Consider the following 16509-nt stretch of genomic DNA (forward strand, 5'->3'; position numbering starts at 1 on the left):
GACGAGGAATTGTTTAGAATGGGGAGGAAGTTAATGGAAACATCGATTAAAATGCTTGATGAGAGAACCGATAAGGCAACGAAGCAAATGCTCCAAAAGGTAGTGGAGCGAAAAAGAAAATTTGATGCTTTTACATTCAGGCATTTCCTTGTTATTTGGTTAACGATATTTTCAGCTTTTATCTACCTCTTCATCTTATATAAAACGTTGGTAATCCCGTATTCGTATTCCTTTGCAGCCATGTTTTCAGCATTTCTGGCTCAGACCTATAATTTGTACGCCCTTATTTTTATTTTTGGATTGTACGGTTTGATGAATTTGTTAAAAGAGAAGAAGGATAAGGCGGAAAAGGAATACCATGCGTTGCGTTGTGAAATTATTGATAAGAGCAAGGATCTATGGAAACAGGAGGACGCGTGGAGAAATCGTCATCTTGTTTTTGAAATGATGAAAAAGAATTACGATATCAATCTTTATCATGAAAATAAATAAACACTTATCCAAGGGTAAGAGGCAGGGATTTTGCCGCTGCCTCGAAAGATTAAAAGAATTTCTTTTTATCGCGCTCGTCTTTGAGAATTTCGACAGCTTCTCTGAAACGTTGAGAATGGACAATTTCTCGTTCTCTTAAAAACCTCAATCCATCATTTAAATCCGGGTCATCGCTCACATTAATGATCCATTGGTAAGTGGCTCGCGCTTTTTCTTCAGCGGCGATATCTTCATATAGATCTGCAATTGGGTCTCCCTTTGCTTGAATATAGCTAGAAGTCCATGGAACTCCAGCAGCATTGTGATAAAAGAGGGCATTATCATGATTGACATAGTGGTCACCAAGTCCAGCAGCTTTCATTTGTTCAGGAGTCGCATCTTTCGTAAGTTTATAAATCATGGTAGCAATCATTTCTAAATGGGCAAACTCTTCTGTGCCAATGTCCGTAAGTAAACCGATTACTTTGTCTGGAATCGAGTAGCGCTGATTTAAATACCTGAGTGCGGCAGATAATTCTCCATCTGCCCCCCCATACTGTTCAATAAGAAATTTGGCGAGCATTGGATTACATGTGCTGACTTTAACAGGGTATTGGAGCTTTTTTTCATAGATCCACATATTCTATCCCTCCTATTTTTCAAGTGTTGAAGTTTTATAGCTGCCATGGCCAAGGAGAGTCATCCCAATCCCATGGTTGCCCAGAATAACTATGTCCGAATTGCATTAAAGGTCCATACACGGCTTCGACTGCTTTTCTTAACTTTTTCCTTTCCTTTACATAGTGATTAAATTGATTAATCGCTTCTAAATCGTTGTTATGAGTATCTAAGTATAAGCTTAGCTCTACCAGCACAAAATCAACTGCTTGAAGTTGTTCCATGAGTTCATAAAACTCCGGTGGCAATTGTTTTTTCATGAGGGTTTGCCTCCCTTAGCTAATTCTCTGGCATTGTAATAAGGATCATATAGAGGCTTCCAAAGTGTTCCAGCTCTTAATGCTTCCATTGGAGTGAATTGAGGGAAATTATTTGGTTGAAATCCTATATATAAATGTGGTGGAGTTGAGTAGCTTTTTACCTTGATAGGTTTACAAGGATCAAATGGACTTACATAAGGGGAATAGGTTTTATTAGGTGTAAACATAGTTGCCCTCCTTTTATAGATATATCATTCAATTTTATGAAAAAAAACGACAGACATGACAGTTATTTTCACGAAAAGGAAAGGAGTTCTTTTTGATTTTGTAGAATATATTAATAGTGTACATATTAAATCGGAGGTGAAAAAATGTTTGTAAAGAATATCATGATTCCAAAGCATCAAACATTTACCGTTCAGGCTGATGAACCATTAAGAGCTGCCTTGGACAAATTAGAGGAGCACAAAATAGATGGTCTGCCGGTATTACAAGGTCATCAATATGCCGGCATTGTGACAAGGCATAATCTCTATGAGAATTTTTTTACCTCTAACCAGTCAAGGGAAGAATTTTTAGAAAAAAAGAGCTGTGGTGATATCGCAACATATAGAGATAAATATTTAAAAGGGCAAGAAATTTTTGAGAAAACTCTGCTTGAGTTAAAAGATTTTCCATTGCTTGCAGTTGTTAATGACAAAAATGAATACTTGGGAATTGTGACAAGATTTGATGTATTAGAGCAATTTCAATCCGCTTTTGGTGTCAGAAAATCAGGGGTGAGAATTGCTTTCACCTCGATTGAAACGGAAGGGCGTCTTGCTCGTCTTGCTGATATTGCTCATCAATTTCATGAGCATATCATTTCACTTGTTACATTCGATGAGACGGATAAGCTTGTGCGTAGAATTGTGATGAAAATTGAGAAAAAGGATAATGTTGATAAATTCGTAAAAAAACTTGAGGATTCTGGATTCCGAATTCTTGATATTTATGAAGATTAAATAGTTGTCACCAGTTTTGATAAGCAAGAAAAATGGACCCCTCTCATAGATTGTTATGAGGGGATTTTTTCTATTTTTAATAACTTTATGGTATGATTCCATTAGATTTTAGAAGAAAAGCGTAATCGGGAGGAACTATGGTTTTCATATTTGTTTTCATCATCTTGTCTTTAGCCATCGGGCTTATTATTTATATGTATAAGTTGGCCCATTCTGATCAAGTCCTTTATCAAGAAATTTCATTTGCAAACTTTCCGGATAGCTTTGGTGAAATAAAGCTGTTTTTTATTTCTGATATCCATAAGCGATTGATATCAGAGGATATTGTTACGGAAGTGAAAGGAAAAGTAGACCTAGTGATTATAGGTGGGGACCTTTTAGAAAAAAGGGTGCCAATTGAGCGTGTTGAACAAAATATTAAATTGCTGACGGAAATAGGACCAACCTATTTTGTGTGGGGGAATAATGATTATGAAATTAATCCACGGCTACTGGATGCTGTCCTTTTAAAGTATGGAGTAAAAATCCTCGATAACACGGCAGTCTCCTTCGAATCCGAAGAAGGGGCTCGTTTTGTTTTATTAGGGATTGATGATATTTCAAGAAAAAGAGCTCGTTTAGATTTGGCTTTACAAGACGCTGGTCCAGAAGGGTTTAAAGTTTTGGTAAGTCATGATCCGAAGATTCAAAAACAAATCAAGCGTGAAGATCAAATCGCGCTTGTGTTAAGTGGGCATACACATGGAGGTCAGATTAGAATTTTTGGCATCGGTCCTTATGAAATAGGGAAGTTAAGGAGAACCGAGGAGACAGCAATCCTCGTGAGCAATGGTTACGGTACAACTTCATTGCCGCTGCGCTTAGGTGCCAGCCCCGAGACTCATGTCATTACGTTAAAAAAGGAATGGAAGAATAGCAAAAACCCTAATTAGACGACTCACCATCCCTATTTATTTACATAAACTACATTAAGAGTTGTCACAGTAGGGGGCAAAAAATATGCGCATAGAGCGGTTGAATTATAATAAAATTAAGATCTTCCTTACGTCAGACGATTTAATGGAACGAGGCCTTACAAAAGAGGATATTTGGAAGGATTCCTTAAAATGGCATCAGCTTTTTCACGATATGCTTGAAGAGGCGAGTGATGAGTTTGGTGTTAAAATTGAAGGCTCTGTTGCAGTTGAGATTTTTTCTATGCATGCTCAGGGGATGATTATGATCGTTACGATGGAAGAAGAGGAAGATCAATCCCTACATGATGGGTTTATAGATATGGCTGTTATGGCTAATAATACTGATGAGATACTTTTTGAGTTTAACGATTTTGAGGATGTAATCCAGCTATCGCGACAATTACAGAATTTAAATGTTCGTGGTGGAAGCTTGTACAGTTTCGAACAAAAATATTTTTTATCGTTCAAAGAGGATGCGCTTCGTCAGTCAGATAGCATGATCGCTGTCTTATCGGAATTTGGTGATATTTCGTTAAGAAGTATTCATTGGTTAGAAGAATATGGCCAAAATGTCATGAGCGGCAATGCAATCGAGACGGTGATTGAACACTTTGTAACGAAATAAAAGGAATAAAGGCTTCGATATAAGAGTATTACTCTTATTGGAGTCTTTTTCTGTCTTCTTCGGAAAAGGTGAAACGGCCTTTTTTATCTTAAAAATGATGATGCGATGCGAGCGATTGAAAAAACAAACAATATCGTTACTAATTATTGATGATTGTTTAATTTTGTACAAGTCACAGATTGCTCTTATATGAACTAGAAGTACGCATTTATGAAGTGGACTCATCATTATAACATTAAAATGATAGCGGTTACAATTTTTATTAAATGTGTGTAAAAAAGGCTCTCATTCATCTTGCATTAATTATCCAAAGGTGTATACTTGTGACTGAAAGAGGACAATTATTGAAAGCGATTTTAGGAGGTTTATTTTAGATGGTAGCCGAGAAAGGTACTGAAAATATAAATCATGAAGACAAGCTTGATGTCTTAAAGTCTACTCAAACTGTCATACACAATGCTCTTGAAAGACTTGGATACCCTGAAGAAGTCTACGAGCTCTTGAAAGAACCTTTAAGATTGATGACGGTCAAAATTCCAGTAAGAATGGATGATGGATCTGTAAAAGTCTTTACTGGCTACCGGGCCCAGCATAACGATGCTGTTGGTCCTACAAAAGGTGGAATTCGTTTTCATCCGAATGTGACGGAAAAGGAAGTAAAGGCACTTTCCATTTGGATGAGTTTAAAATGTGGAATTGTTGATTTGCCATACGGTGGGGGAAAGGGTGGAATCGTTTGTGATCCACGGGATATGTCATTTAGAGAACTTGAGCGCTTAAGTCGTGGTTATGTGCGAGCAATCAGCCAAATTGTTGGTCCTACAAAGGATATCCCGGCACCAGATGTCTTCACCAATTCACAAATTATGGCATGGATGATGGATGAATATAGCCGTATTGATGAATTTAATTCTCCGGGATTTATTACAGGAAAACCGCTTGTTTTAGGTGGATCTCATGGTCGAGAGTCGGCAACAGCAAAGGGTGTAACCATTTGCATTGAAGAGGCGGCTAAGAAAAAGGGAATTGAATTAAAGGGTGCTCGTGTTGTTGTCCAAGGATTTGGGAATGCGGGAAGCTTCTTATCAAAGTTCATGCATGATGCTGGTGCAAAGGTCGTCGGGATATCAGATGCATACGGTGGTTTATATGACCCAGATGGCTTAGACATTGATTATTTACTTGATCGTCGTGACAGTTTTGGAACGGTAACTAAATTATTTAATAATACAATCTCAAATAAGGAATTATTGGAGTTGGATTGTGATATTTTAGTACCTGCGGCAATTGAGAATCAAATAACTGAAGATAATGCTCATAATATTCGAGCGAAAATAGTTGTTGAGGCTGCTAACGGCCCGACAACATTAGAAGCAACACAAATCCTAACTGATAGAGGAATCCTTCTTGTACCAGATGTTTTGGCATCTGCGGGCGGAGTGACGGTTTCTTACTTTGAATGGGTGCAAAATAATCAAGGTTATTATTGGACAGAAGAGGAAGTAGAAGACAAATTAAGAGCCGTTATGGTAAAAGCTTTTGAAAATATCTATAGCACAGCTCAGACTCGTAGAGTAGATATGAGGCTTGCAGCATATATGGTCGGTGTAAGAAAAATGGCGGAAGCATCCAGATTCAGAGGCTGGATTTAAAAAGAAAAGCGGAAGCGACTCGTTCATCTCCGTACAAACTGGAAGAACAGCGACTGAGATAAAGGAGATACGAAGAGCGGAAGCGATTCGCTATCGACTTATCGTAGGGAGGTGGGCTGAAGTTTGCTAGGAGATAGCCGCTGAAACTGGACAAAGAAAAGCGGAAGCGGCTTGCTGACAAGTGGCTTGAAATGGTAAACATTACAATAAAAAACGAGGACTTGCCAATTGGTGAGTCCTTCCTTAGTTATAATCAAGGAGTGTTTTTCATGAAGAAAGAAGAAGTAATCATCGTTGGTGGCGGCCCGTGTGGAATTGCTGCGGCAATCTCTTTAAAGAGGAAAGGACTGCATCCGCTCATTATTGAGAAAGGTAATATTGTTAACGCTATTTATCATTATCCAACCCATCAAACATTCTTTAGTACGAGTGAGAAGCTTGAAGTAGGAAATTATCCATTCGTAACGGAGCATTATAAGCCAAAGCGAAATCAAGCGTTAGTTTATTATCGTGAAGTTGTGAAGAGAGAAGAGTTGCGTGTAAATACATATGAGAAAGTACAGTCAGTAAAAAAAGAAGAGGATGACTTCTTTACTGTAACTACTGATAAACAATTATACTCTTGTCAGTATGTCGTGATTGCTACAGGTTATTATGATAACCCTAATTACATGAATGTTCCTGGTGAAGACCTACCTAAAGTATTCCATTATTTTAAAGAAGCTCATCCTTATTTTGATAAAGATGTTGTCGTTGTTGGTGGGAAAAATTCGAGTGTAGACGCGACCATTGAACTTGTAAAAGCAGGAGCTAGAGTGACAGTTCTATACAGAGGATCCGAATTTTCTTCAAGCATTAAGCCGTGGATTCTTCCAGAGTTTGAATCTTTAATTCGCCATGGAGTTGTGACAATGGAATTTAATGCTCAGGTCAAGGAGATCACAGAAGATAAAGTCATTTATGAAAAAGAGGGCCAGCAAGTTGCGGTGAAAAACGATTTTGTGTTTGCCATGACTGGTTATCACCCCGATCACGACTTTCTTAAACAAATGGGTGTTGAGATTGATGATGAGTCTGGGAGACCAATCTTTAACGAAGAGACGATGGAAACGAATGTTCCTGGTATTTATATTGCAGGGGTCATTGCAGCAGGTAATAATGCCAATGAAATTTTTATTGAAAACGGTCGTTTTCACGGAGAACAAATTGCCAGTGCGATAAGCAAAAAATAATTAATAATGTATTTAAGAATCCTGAGTTTTTTGTTAAACTCAGGATTCTTGGTATATGAATGTTTAATATAAGTAAAACTTATTGTTGGTTATAGAAAAATGGTCATATTCCTTATGGAGTATCGTGCGTTAAAATGAGGATGAACGAGCTCAGGTGAGGAGGATTTATCATGTTATTTTTAATTAAAGCAATCGATCATATTCAATTGGCTGCACCGAAAGGTTCGGAATCGCGAGCAAGAGATTTTTTCATAGGGATATTAGGATTTACAGAATTAGAGAAACCGGAGGCTCTAAAAAAGAGAGGTGGAGTATGGTTTTCTAATGGAGAGATTCAAATTCACATTGGCATTGAAGAACCTTTCTTTCCATCAAAAAAGGCACATCCTGCATTCGAGGTGAAGAAGATAGAGGAGCTAAAACGACATTTGAAAACGAACTATGTTATGTTCGAAGAAGACATTCATTTACCTAATGCCCATAGGATATTTGTTTTCGATCCATTTGGTAATAGATTAGAGTTCTTGGAGTGGCAAAGTAAAGAAGGTCCTTGTCGTTAACCATTAGAACGATTTTGGAAAAGTAAGTAAAGGCTAAAAGAAAATGCTGAGCGTGTCATGAGCTGCACGCTCCACATTTGCAGTATACGCATGGATATTTCTTCTCATGCGTTCTATGATAGCTTTTAAATAGCGAAAGCTTGTTCAATTAGATTTCGATCAGAGGTAGTTGCTAGTAAAATTAACAATTTTAACCTGGCTTTTTGACCGTTTAAACCATTTGAAAAGATGACACCCATTTCTTTCAATTGTTTTCCTCCGCCTTCATAAGCATACGTGTCTTGCGCGATCCCATTAAAACATCGTGATACAAAGACGACAGGGATATTGTTTTTAATTAGTGCCTTTATTCCTGGTATTGTGTCGGGTGGAAGATTTCCTTGACCGAGCGCTTCGATGACAATTCCATCACAGGGCAATGCATTTATGGCATCTAACAATGTTGAGTCCATTCCAGCGTGCGCTTTTATGAGAACAACCTTTTTTGAAACGTCAGTAATTGGGTAGCATTCTGTCCGGTTTGGAATATGGTGGAAGACAACACCTCGCTTCGTCACGATGCCAATAGGTCCATATTGTGGACTTTGAAAAGTGGCGATATTACTTGTATGCGTTTTTGTCACATTTTCTGCTGTATGAATCTCGTCATTTAAAACAACGAGAACCCCTTTTTCCTTCGCCTCCTCACTTGCCGCTACTTTTATAGAGGAGATTAAATTATATAGTCCATCTGCCCCGATTTCATTGCTTGAGCGCATAGCACCTGTTACGACTATTGGTATCTTACTTTCAATTGTTAAATCGAGGAAATATGCGGTTTCCTCGAGTGTGTCTGTCCCGTGGGTGATAACAACACCATCTATATCATCGGTTAAACTTCTCTGAGAAATTAGTTTTCGAATTTTTAACATCTCAGTTGGAGTAATATGTGGAGAAGGAAGATTAAATGGTTCTTCTATAATTAAATGAGCAAATGCCACTAATTCCTCGGTTTTTTTAGTTAGTGGGTTTGACTCATTAGGTTTCACGGTACCTGTTTGTTCATCTTCACTCATAGAAATGGTCCCACCTGTATGAATTACTAATATCTTTTTCTTCATAATGAAGCCTCCGTTTGCATTTCTCATTTTCATTCTATCTATTCCATGATACGATTAAAGAAGGGATTTTCTCAATGGTTTTGTCCAATTTCTTTTATATTGGGCTTGAGAGTATTGCTATTTCAAAGATTTAGTACTCCTTGCGTAACTTAGTTTCTTTCACAAGGGGGCAGGAATTTCCAGAATTATATAAAAAACGCTATTTTTAATCGTTGAATTAATTCAGATATTTTTGAATTTGAGTATTTTAGAAAAAGCTGTTGAAAAGAGGAACATACATGCTGGGGATATTATCGGCTGGGATAGCGCCTGGGTTGGCGCTATTAAGCTATTTTTATTTAAAAGATGAATATGAGTCGGAACCCGTTACATTTGTTTTTAGGGCGTTTGTTTATGGAGCCTTGCTTGTGTTTCCAATCATGTTTATCCAATATGTTCTGGAAGTAGAGAATTTGGTTCAGTCGGAAATTATCCACGCTTTCTTTTCAACCAGTCTTTTGGAAGAGTTTTTTAAATGGTTCATTCTCATCTATACAGTTTATCAACATATAGAATTTGATGAGCCATATGACGGAATTGTATATGGAGCTGCTGTTTCTTTAGGGTTCGCAACTGCTGAAAATATTTTTTACTTGCTAGGAAATGGGTTAGAATATGCTATGGGAAGGGCGTTATTGCCGGTATCAAGTCATGCCCTTTTTGGCGTTATTATGGGGTATTATTTAGGCAAGGCAAAATTTAATCAAGCATCGAAAGTAAAATGGTTTATCCTCTCGCTACTGCTTCCATTTCTCTTACATGGGATTTATGATTTTATCCTCTTATCTTTGGAAAATTGGGTGATCTACATGTTCCCATTCATGATTTTTTTATGGTGGCTAGGATTAAGAAAGGCGAAGCATGCTAGAACCTTAAATTCACAACATCGTATTGAAGTCAATAAAGGCCTTCCATTTTAAAAATGACTGTAGACAAACGCGGGTGAAACCGGGGGTTTGTCTACATTTTTTTTATGTAAAGGATTTGTTAAATGACGTTTGATGCAGAAGCTCGAAACCAATATCGATTTTTTCTCCATTTATGGAGAAGTCTCCGTTCACCACAGAAGGATTAAAAGAAATTGATAAGCGTTAAAAAGTAATCTTTCGAGGTAAAAGAAAAGCGATTTAAGCAAACGTTAGAGAAATAGAAATAATAAAATTACAGCAGTATTAAAAAAAGCTACTCTCCTTATTCCCCATAAAGAGTCAAACACAACCATATGCCAGACCCCTGAAAAGCGCGAGGGGTTGGAGCCGAAAGCACCAAATTTTTCCGCCGTTCAGTCAATCATAACAAAAGATACCTTCCATTTTTTAAATGGAAGGTTATTTATTTGAGCATTCTTTTAAAGAGTGTATCTTACCATATAAGCAGCCTAGCTTTCACTCTCTTTCTTTTGGAATTTCGGGTGTTCATTTTAAGAAAGCGAGTTGATTTTTGAATAAAAACCCACTTAATACAAAAAATAGGCTCAAGTGGAGTACATTGCCTTTTAACACAAGATAAAGAAACAAAGTTCATCTAGGAATCAAATTCAATTGGGGGTGCATTCATGAACAAGAAGCTTTTATTATCAAAAGTCTTTCTTATTATTTCAATTTGTATAATTTGTGTTCCATTAAGTACCAGTGAAAAGACTGTAGAAGCTTTCTCCGCTCAAGTTATCCAGCACGGAGCAGTAGGAGATGATGTTATTGAATTACAGTCGCGACTCCAGTATTTAGGCTTTTATAACAAGAAAATTGACGGAGTTTTTGGCTGGAGTACTTATTGGGCGCTTCGAAATTTTCAATATGAATTTGGCCTGCCAATTGATGGATTAGCAGGTCAGAAAACAAAAGATATGTTAGTTAGGGCATCGCAATATCATGAACAACATGTGAAGGAACAAATTAACAAAGGAAATAAATTCACGCATTATGGTGGTATGGACTTAAACAAACAAAAAGGGCCTGAAAAATCAGGAGGCGGTGCTAAAGGAAAAGAAGGACAAAAGGCACCTGCTCAAAAGTCAGCGCCAAAAGCACCGGCGCAGCAAAAGACCGAACAGAAGGCTCCACCCCAGCAACAAAACACTGGTCAGCAAACACCAGCGCAAAATACGGGGCAAGAGACACCGCCACAACAAAATCAAGGGCAGAATAATGAGGCTCCACAAGAAAATGAGCAGCCTCAACAGCCTACAGCTGCGAATGTACCAAACGGTTTTTCACAAAATGACATTCAGCTTATGGCTAATGCCGTTTACGGTGAAGCACGAGGAGAGCCTTATGTTGGTCAAGTTGCAGTTGCTGCTGTAATTTTAAATCGCGTTGAAAGTGCCACTTTTCCTAATACTGTCTCAGGTGTTATTTTTGAACCTCGTGCATTTACGGCGGTTGCTGATGGACAAATTTGGTTGACTCCTAATGAACAAGCGAGAAAAGCGGTGCTAGATGCAATTAATGGCTGGGATCCTACCGGTGATGCCATTTACTATTTCAACCCAGATACGGCAACAAGTGGCTGGATATGGACAAGGCCGCAAATTAAACGGATCGGAAAGCATATATTCTGTAAATAGAGGGGTGAGATAAAGATGATTAGAGGAATTCTTATCGGAGTATTAGCTCTAGGCGTCGCTGGAACAGCATTTTGGGGTTATCAAGAGCATCGGGAAAAGAATGCCATTCTGATTAATGCAGAAAATAACTACCAAAGGGCTTTTCATGATTTAACATACCAAATCGACCTACTAAACGATAAAATTGGTACGACATTGGCAATGAACTCGCGTAAATCTCTATCTCCTGCACTTGCCGATGTTTGGAAAATTACTGCACAGGCACATAGTGATGTAGGGCAGCTTCCTCTCACATTACTCCCTTTTAACAAAACGGAGGAGTTTTTAGCCCAAATTGGGGATTTCAGCTATCGCACGGCAATTAGAGATTTGGAAAAAGAACCGTTATCAGATAAAGAATATAATACCCTTAAGGACTTGTATGCACAGTCTGCCGATATACAGAAAGAACTAAGGGAGGTTCAGCATACGGTATTAAATAATAATTTAAGATGGATGGACGTAGAACTTGCTCTTGCTTCCGAAGAACAGCCGTTAGACAATACGATTATAGATGGTTTTAAAACGGTTGAAAAAACAGTAGAAAGCTATGGAGAAACGGATTTTGGTCCAACTTTTGTTAGCTTGAAAAAGAAGGACAATCTTTATCAATATTTAGAGGGCGATGAAATAACGAAACAAGAGGCGGAAAAAGCAGCGAAAAGATATACAGGATTCGGAGACCATGTAAAGGTACAAGTCACAGATAACGGAAAAGGTGCCGATGTTGGTTTCTACAGTGTTTCCGTAATGGATAAAAAATCAAAGTTGGAAGCGGATATGGACATTACTAAAAAAGGTGGCTATCCAATCTGGTTTATCGTCTCAAGGGATGTAGAAGAACAAAAGATCAGTTTGAACGATGCCAGTAATAAAGCGATCAAATTTTTAAAAGATAATAACTTTGAAAATCTAGATTTATTTGAAAGCAGTCAGTTTGATAATGTTGGGGTTTTCACCTTTGTAACAAATGAAAATGATGTTCGTGTTTATCCTGATGCCATTCATGTAAAAGTTGCATTAGATGATGGCAATATCATTGGTTTTTCTGCAGATGATTATTTGAAAGCGCATCATACGAGAGAAATTGCCAAACCGACGATGACTGCGGATGAAGTAAGAAAAGAAATTAATCCAAATGTCGAGGTAATGGAAGAGAACTTAGCAATCATCATTAATGATTTAAATGAAGAAGTTCTCTGTTATGAATTTTTAGGAACTCTTGGAGACGATACTTATCGCATTTTTATTAATGCTAATAGTGGTGTAGAGGAAAAAGTGGAAAAGTTACAGAATGCAGAACCTATTTATGAAGATGTTGTTTAATTACATTAAATTTTTGTATCAATACAAGGACTACTTCAGCTTTTCTGGGGTAGTCCTTTGTAGATAGGTACTTTGTCGCCATTTTAGCTTGCACACTTATATTCCGCCGTGTCATAATGAAAAATAATAGGTCAATTTTCGCATATAGTTTGATCGTGCTTATGAATTGATCAAAAGAATAATGACTTATGGAAAGTGTGATGAGATGTTAAAAATCGGCGACCCACTTACATTGGAATTGAAGAATAGGGATAAAGTGGAAAAGTATAAATGCAAGTTAGCAGAAAGAAAAGGAACACATCTTTATATTGATTATCCGATAAACATAATGACAAGTAGAACAGCTTTTTTTATTGATGGCACTCAACTTAAATGTTCTTTCGTAATGAAGGATGGTACCGTGTATTCGTTTGAAACAGAAGTGATTGGAAGAATTAAACAAAACATTCCAATGATGATTCTCTCCTATCCAGGAGATGAACTTCTTATGAAGGTTCAGCGACGTCAATATGTTCGTATTGAAACTTCTGTCGATGTGGCAATTCATCCTTTAGAAGGTGAATTAAAACCATTTGTAACTGTTACAGATGATATAAGTGCGGGTGGAGCGGCAATCATCGTTCCAAGTGAATTAAATTTATATAACGGATTGATGGTTCAGGCATGGATGGTTTTTCCGATGCAGAATGGTGAGTATCATTATTTCTGTTTTCAAGCTAAAGTGGTGCGGGTTATTCCGCTCGATGGAAAAAGGAATAAGGTTTCCCTTGAGTTTAATGGTGTAGATTCACATCAACGGCAGATTTTGTTGCGTTTTTGTTTTGATCGTCAAGTTGCCATGAAGAAAAAAGGACTGCTAGAATAAAGATAATATTGAAAATTGAATAAGTTTCTTCTAATTATCCCATAATGCAAATAGGTTAAATTTGCATTGGGGGCGTTAAGATGAAAACGATAGAAAGAATTATGATCAAAATAATTATTGTACAATTTTTATTTTTGTTATTAACGCAAATTTTTTTACATAAATGGAATGTATTACCTGAATTAAAAGAAATTACGCAGTATGAGGGTGTAACAGACACAAATTTTTCTGATTTGCTGGAGACTTTTAATGGAATGAAATGAAGCAGGGGACTGCTTCATTTTTTGATCGATCAACTTTAAACATAAATCCTATGCGGAGATGAAAAAATAAAAATAGCTGTCTTTTTTCTAATGTCATTTTGGATTCATATGTTAAAATAGAGTCAGCAAATGAAGTTTTTGCTTTGAAGATGAAGCCAAATATTCATCTGCTAGATTTTAGTAGATATGGTGCAACAACTAGGAGGAATTATGAACAGAATTTCCATTGCTATAGATGGTCCTGCTGCTGCAGGAAAAAGTACAGTCGCTAAAATTGTGGCCAATAAATTGAGTTACATATATGTAGACACAGGTGCCATGTATAGGGGATTAACCTTTTTGGCGTTACAGGCAGGGATCGATCTCCAAGAAGAAGTACAATTAATGGAGCTGTTAAAAAAAACAGAAATATTATTAAAACCTTCCGAGAATGGCCAGCGGGTATTGGTAAATGGAAGAGATGTTTCCAGTGAAATTCGTGGCGCTGAAGTGACGAATCAAGTTTCTATTGTGGCTAAACATCGATTGATTCGAGAAGAGATGGTTAGAAGGCAAAAAAGCTTAGCAGCAGAGGGCGGAGTGGTGATGGATGGTAGGGATATCGGAACACATGTCATTCCGACTGCCGAGGTTAAAATCTTTCTACTTGCAAGTGTAGAGGAAAGAGCCCAGAGGCGACATGCTGAAAATATCGAAAAAGGTTATCCTTCCGATTTAGAAACATTAAAAGAAGAAATTGCCGCAAGGGATAAGCTTGACTCTGAGAGGGAAGTCGCTCCTTTAAAAAAAGCTGATGATGCTGTTGTTATTGATACAACGTCTAAATCAATAGATGAAGTCGTTGAATCAATTATGACATTGGCAATGGAAAGGATCGGATGAGATGTCTTTTTATACATTTGCAAAATCAGTTGTCTATGGAATTTTAAAACCAATCTATCGGATGGAAGTGATAGGCAAGGAGAATTTTCCGAAAGAAGGCGGGGTTTTGCTTTGTGCAAACCATATCCATAATTTTGACCCTCCGATAGTAGGAATTGTTGCTCCGCGGACGATTCATTTTATGGCCAAAGAGGAGTTATTTTCAGTACCTATTCTTGGGAAATTGCTTCCTCATTTAAACGCATTTCCTGTCAAACGAGGCATGAGTGATCGAGAAGCACTTCGCAAAGGACTTAAAGTATTAAAAGAAGGAAAGGTCCTCGGTCTCTTTCCCGAGGGAACTCGGAGTAAAACAGGAGAGCTTGGCAAAGGATTAGCGGGAGCTGGTTTTTTTGCCTTAAGAACAGATGCTGAAGTTGTGCCATGCGCGATCATTGGTCCTTACAAAGCTTTTTCAAAGTTAAAAGTTGTGTATGGAAAGCCTATTGATATGCGACAACTGAGAGAAACAAAGGCTTCGCCTGAGGAGACAACAGAAGTGATTATGAATGAAATTCGCCTTTTAATTGAGGCCCATAAGAGGGATGTGTGATTCTTCTTTCTTGACAAAAAGAAGCATTTGTAAGAAGTTATAGAAAAGTGCAGATTGCTTGTACATGACATTTGAATTGTCTGAAGGGTTATATGTTTTTAACTATAATTCTTTTGGAGTGATGTTTGGAAAATGAATTAATTCATTAATATTTTTCTTTTTTAGGAAGTAGCGATTGGATTAAGGAGGAGTACATATGTCCGAAGAGATGAATCAAGTAGAAGTGAAAAATTTTGAGATCGGTGATAGTGTCATCGGTACTGTTTCCAAAGTTGAAGAAAAGCAGGTAATCGTAAATATTGAAGACAGCAAGCTTGATGGAATTATTCCCATTAGTGAGCTTTCTAGTCTGCATATTGAAAAGGCTAGCGATGTTGCCGAAGTTGGTCAAGAGCTTGAACTTGAAGTAACTAAAGTTGAAGAAGATGCCTTAATTTTATCTAAAAGAAAAGCAGATGCTAAAAAGGCATGGAGCGTTTTAGAGCAAAAATATCAATCTGGAGAGATTTTTGAGGCGGAAGTTAAAGATGTCGTTAAAGGCGGTCTCGTTGTGGACTTAGGTGTAAGAGGATTTGTTCCCGCATCTCTCGTTGAAGCTCATTTTGTTGAAGATTTCTCGGAATATAAGGATAAGACATTAACTTTTAAAATTGTTGAATTGGACCAAGAGAAAAACCGCTTAATCCTTTCTCACCGTGCCGTTGTTGAGGAAGAAATAGGCAAGCAGAAATTAGCTCTTCTTGATTCACTCCAACCTGGGCAAGTTTTGGAAGGAACAGTTCAAAGGATCACCGATTTTGGGGCATTTGTTGATATCGGGGGGATTGATGGTTTAGTCCATATTTCTCAGTTATCGCATGAACATGTTCAAAAACCAGCGGATGTTGTCCAAGAAGGTCAGAAAGTTAATGTTAAAGTATTGAATGTAGATAGAGACAATGAGAGAATTTCATTGTCCATTAAGGAAACCTTACCAGGACCATGGCATAATCTTGCTGAAAAAGCTCCGAAGGACTCTGTTCTTGATGGAGTTGTAAAACGTCTTGTATCCTACGGTGCTTTCGTCGAAGTGTTCCCAGGTGTAGAGGGATTAGTCCATATTTCTCAAATTTCCCATAAGCATATTGGAACTCCTCATGAAGTACTTCAAGAGGGACAAACAATTAAAGTAAAAGTTCTTGAAGTAAATGAAGATATCCAAAGATTATCTTTAAGTATAAAAGAGCTTGAAGAGAAGGAACCGGAATTTTCTGATTATGAACTTCCAGAAGAATCTAAAGGATTCCAATTAGGGGAAATGATCGGTGAACAACTTAAAAAGATAAAAGAATAGAGTCATTTTGATTCACTGTTATGATGAATATATGATAATGGGCAAAAATATATAGAAAAGACTTTC

19 protein-coding genes are annotated in these 16509 nt (G+C 37.5%); 15 read left to right on the forward strand and 4 right to left on the reverse strand.

Going from position 1 to position 16509, the window contains the following annotated elements:
- Nucleotides 1-33: 33 nt before the first annotated feature.
- Nucleotides 34-492 (forward strand): YpbF family protein, encoded by a 459-nt coding sequence (locus tag PZE06_RS05765; protein WP_150914791.1) that lies wholly within the window; start codon nt 34-36, stop codon nt 490-492.
- 49 nt (nt 493-541) lie between these two features.
- On the opposite strand, the gene PZE06_RS05770 is transcribed toward PZE06_RS05765, so the two are convergent.
- Genes PZE06_RS05770 through PZE06_RS05780 form a run of 3 tightly spaced genes read right to left on the reverse strand, consistent with a single transcriptional unit; the run spans nt 542 to nt 1636 of the window.
- Complete coding sequence (locus PZE06_RS05770) at nt 542-1111, reverse strand: manganese catalase family protein (protein ID WP_150914790.1); 570 nt, start codon at nt 1109-1111, stop codon at nt 542-544.
- Nucleotides 1112-1145: 34 nt separating this feature from the next.
- Nucleotides 1146-1409: a spore coat protein CotJB gene (locus PZE06_RS05775; protein ID WP_150914789.1), complete on the reverse strand. Its 264-nt coding sequence runs from the start codon at nt 1407-1409 to the stop codon at nt 1146-1148.
- On the reverse strand, nt 1406-1636 hold the full coding sequence (locus PZE06_RS05780; protein WP_150914788.1) for a spore coat associated protein CotJA: 231 nt from the start codon (nt 1634-1636) through the stop codon (nt 1406-1408). The genes PZE06_RS05775 and PZE06_RS05780 overlap by 4 nt, the downstream gene beginning before the upstream one ends.
- A 144-nt stretch (nt 1637-1780) precedes the next feature.
- Here PZE06_RS05780 and PZE06_RS05785 point away from each other — a divergent pair, with 144 nt between their 5' ends.
- The 6 genes from PZE06_RS05785 (at nt 1781) to PZE06_RS05810 (ending at nt 7438) form a co-directional block, all read left to right on the forward strand.
- Nucleotides 1781-2413 (forward strand): CBS domain-containing protein, encoded by a 633-nt coding sequence (locus PZE06_RS05785; RefSeq protein WP_150914787.1) that lies wholly within the window; start codon nt 1781-1783, stop codon nt 2411-2413.
- A gap of 137 nt (nt 2414-2550) precedes the next feature.
- Nucleotides 2551-3345, forward strand: a complete 795-nt coding sequence (locus PZE06_RS05790) for a metallophosphoesterase (RefSeq protein WP_150914786.1) — start codon at nt 2551-2553, stop codon at nt 3343-3345.
- Nucleotides 3346-3412: 67 nt separating this feature from the next.
- Nucleotides 3413-3994 carry a genetic competence negative regulator gene (locus tag PZE06_RS05795; protein ID WP_150914785.1) on the forward strand — a complete coding sequence of 194 codons (582 nt, stop codon included), beginning with the start codon at nt 3413-3415 and terminating at the stop codon, nt 3992-3994.
- Between the two features lie 374 nt (nt 3995-4368).
- Nucleotides 4369-5646 (forward strand): Glu/Leu/Phe/Val family dehydrogenase, encoded by a 1278-nt coding sequence (locus PZE06_RS05800; protein ID WP_150914784.1) that lies wholly within the window; start codon nt 4369-4371, stop codon nt 5644-5646.
- A 269-nt stretch (nt 5647-5915) separates the two neighbouring features.
- Entirely contained in the window at nt 5916-6878 is a 963-nt protein-coding gene (locus tag PZE06_RS05805; protein ID WP_150914783.1) for a YpdA family putative bacillithiol disulfide reductase, read from the forward strand.
- Between the two features lie 170 nt (nt 6879-7048).
- Nucleotides 7049-7438: a VOC family protein gene (locus PZE06_RS05810; RefSeq protein ID WP_150914782.1), complete on the forward strand. Its 390-nt coding sequence runs from the start codon at nt 7049-7051 to the stop codon at nt 7436-7438.
- Between the two features lie 125 nt (nt 7439-7563).
- On the opposite strand, the gene PZE06_RS05815 is transcribed toward PZE06_RS05810, so the two are convergent.
- Complete coding sequence (locus PZE06_RS05815; RefSeq protein ID WP_191963164.1) at nt 7564-8538, reverse strand: asparaginase; 975 nt, start codon at nt 8536-8538, stop codon at nt 7564-7566.
- 278 nt (nt 8539-8816) lie between these two features.
- On the opposite strand from PZE06_RS05815, the gene prsW reads away from it, so the two are divergent.
- The 8 genes from prsW (at nt 8817) to rpsA (ending at nt 16443) form a co-directional block, all read left to right on the forward strand.
- Nucleotides 8817-9497, forward strand: a complete 681-nt coding sequence (gene prsW, locus PZE06_RS05820) for a glutamic-type intramembrane protease PrsW (RefSeq protein WP_150914781.1) — start codon at nt 8817-8819, stop codon at nt 9495-9497.
- 635 nt (nt 9498-10132) lie between these two features.
- A complete protein-coding gene (gene sleB, locus PZE06_RS05825; protein ID WP_150914780.1) occupies nt 10133-11143 on the forward strand; it encodes a spore cortex-lytic enzyme in 1011 nt (336 codons plus the stop codon).
- Between the two features lie 15 nt (nt 11144-11158).
- On the forward strand, nt 11159-12508 hold the full coding sequence (ypeB, locus tag PZE06_RS05830) for a germination protein YpeB (RefSeq protein WP_150914779.1): 1350 nt from the start codon (nt 11159-11161) through the stop codon (nt 12506-12508).
- 205 nt (nt 12509-12713) lie between these two features.
- On the forward strand, nt 12714-13373 hold the full coding sequence (locus tag PZE06_RS05835; RefSeq protein ID WP_150914778.1) for a flagellar brake protein: 660 nt from the start codon (nt 12714-12716) through the stop codon (nt 13371-13373).
- Nucleotides 13374-13453: 80 nt separating this feature from the next.
- Complete coding sequence (locus tag PZE06_RS05840) at nt 13454-13636, forward strand: DUF5359 family protein (RefSeq protein WP_150914777.1); 183 nt, start codon at nt 13454-13456, stop codon at nt 13634-13636.
- A gap of 207 nt (nt 13637-13843) precedes the next feature.
- Entirely contained in the window at nt 13844-14518 is a 675-nt protein-coding gene (cmk, locus tag PZE06_RS05845; protein WP_150914836.1) for a (d)CMP kinase, read from the forward strand.
- Nucleotide 14519: 1 nt separating this feature from the next.
- Entirely contained in the window at nt 14520-15110 is a 591-nt protein-coding gene (locus PZE06_RS05850; RefSeq protein ID WP_150914776.1) for a lysophospholipid acyltransferase family protein, read from the forward strand.
- 196 nt (nt 15111-15306) lie between these two features.
- Nucleotides 15307-16443 carry a 30S ribosomal protein S1 gene (gene rpsA, locus PZE06_RS05855; protein ID WP_150914775.1) on the forward strand — a complete coding sequence of 379 codons (1137 nt, stop codon included), beginning with the start codon at nt 15307-15309 and terminating at the stop codon, nt 16441-16443.
- Nucleotides 16444-16509: the final 66 nt, after the last annotated feature.

Source organism: Robertmurraya sp. DFI.2.37 (assembly GCF_029211245.1).
In the GTDB taxonomy this organism is placed as follows: Bacteria; Bacillota; Bacilli; order Bacillales; family Cytobacillaceae; genus Robertmurraya; species Robertmurraya methanolica_A.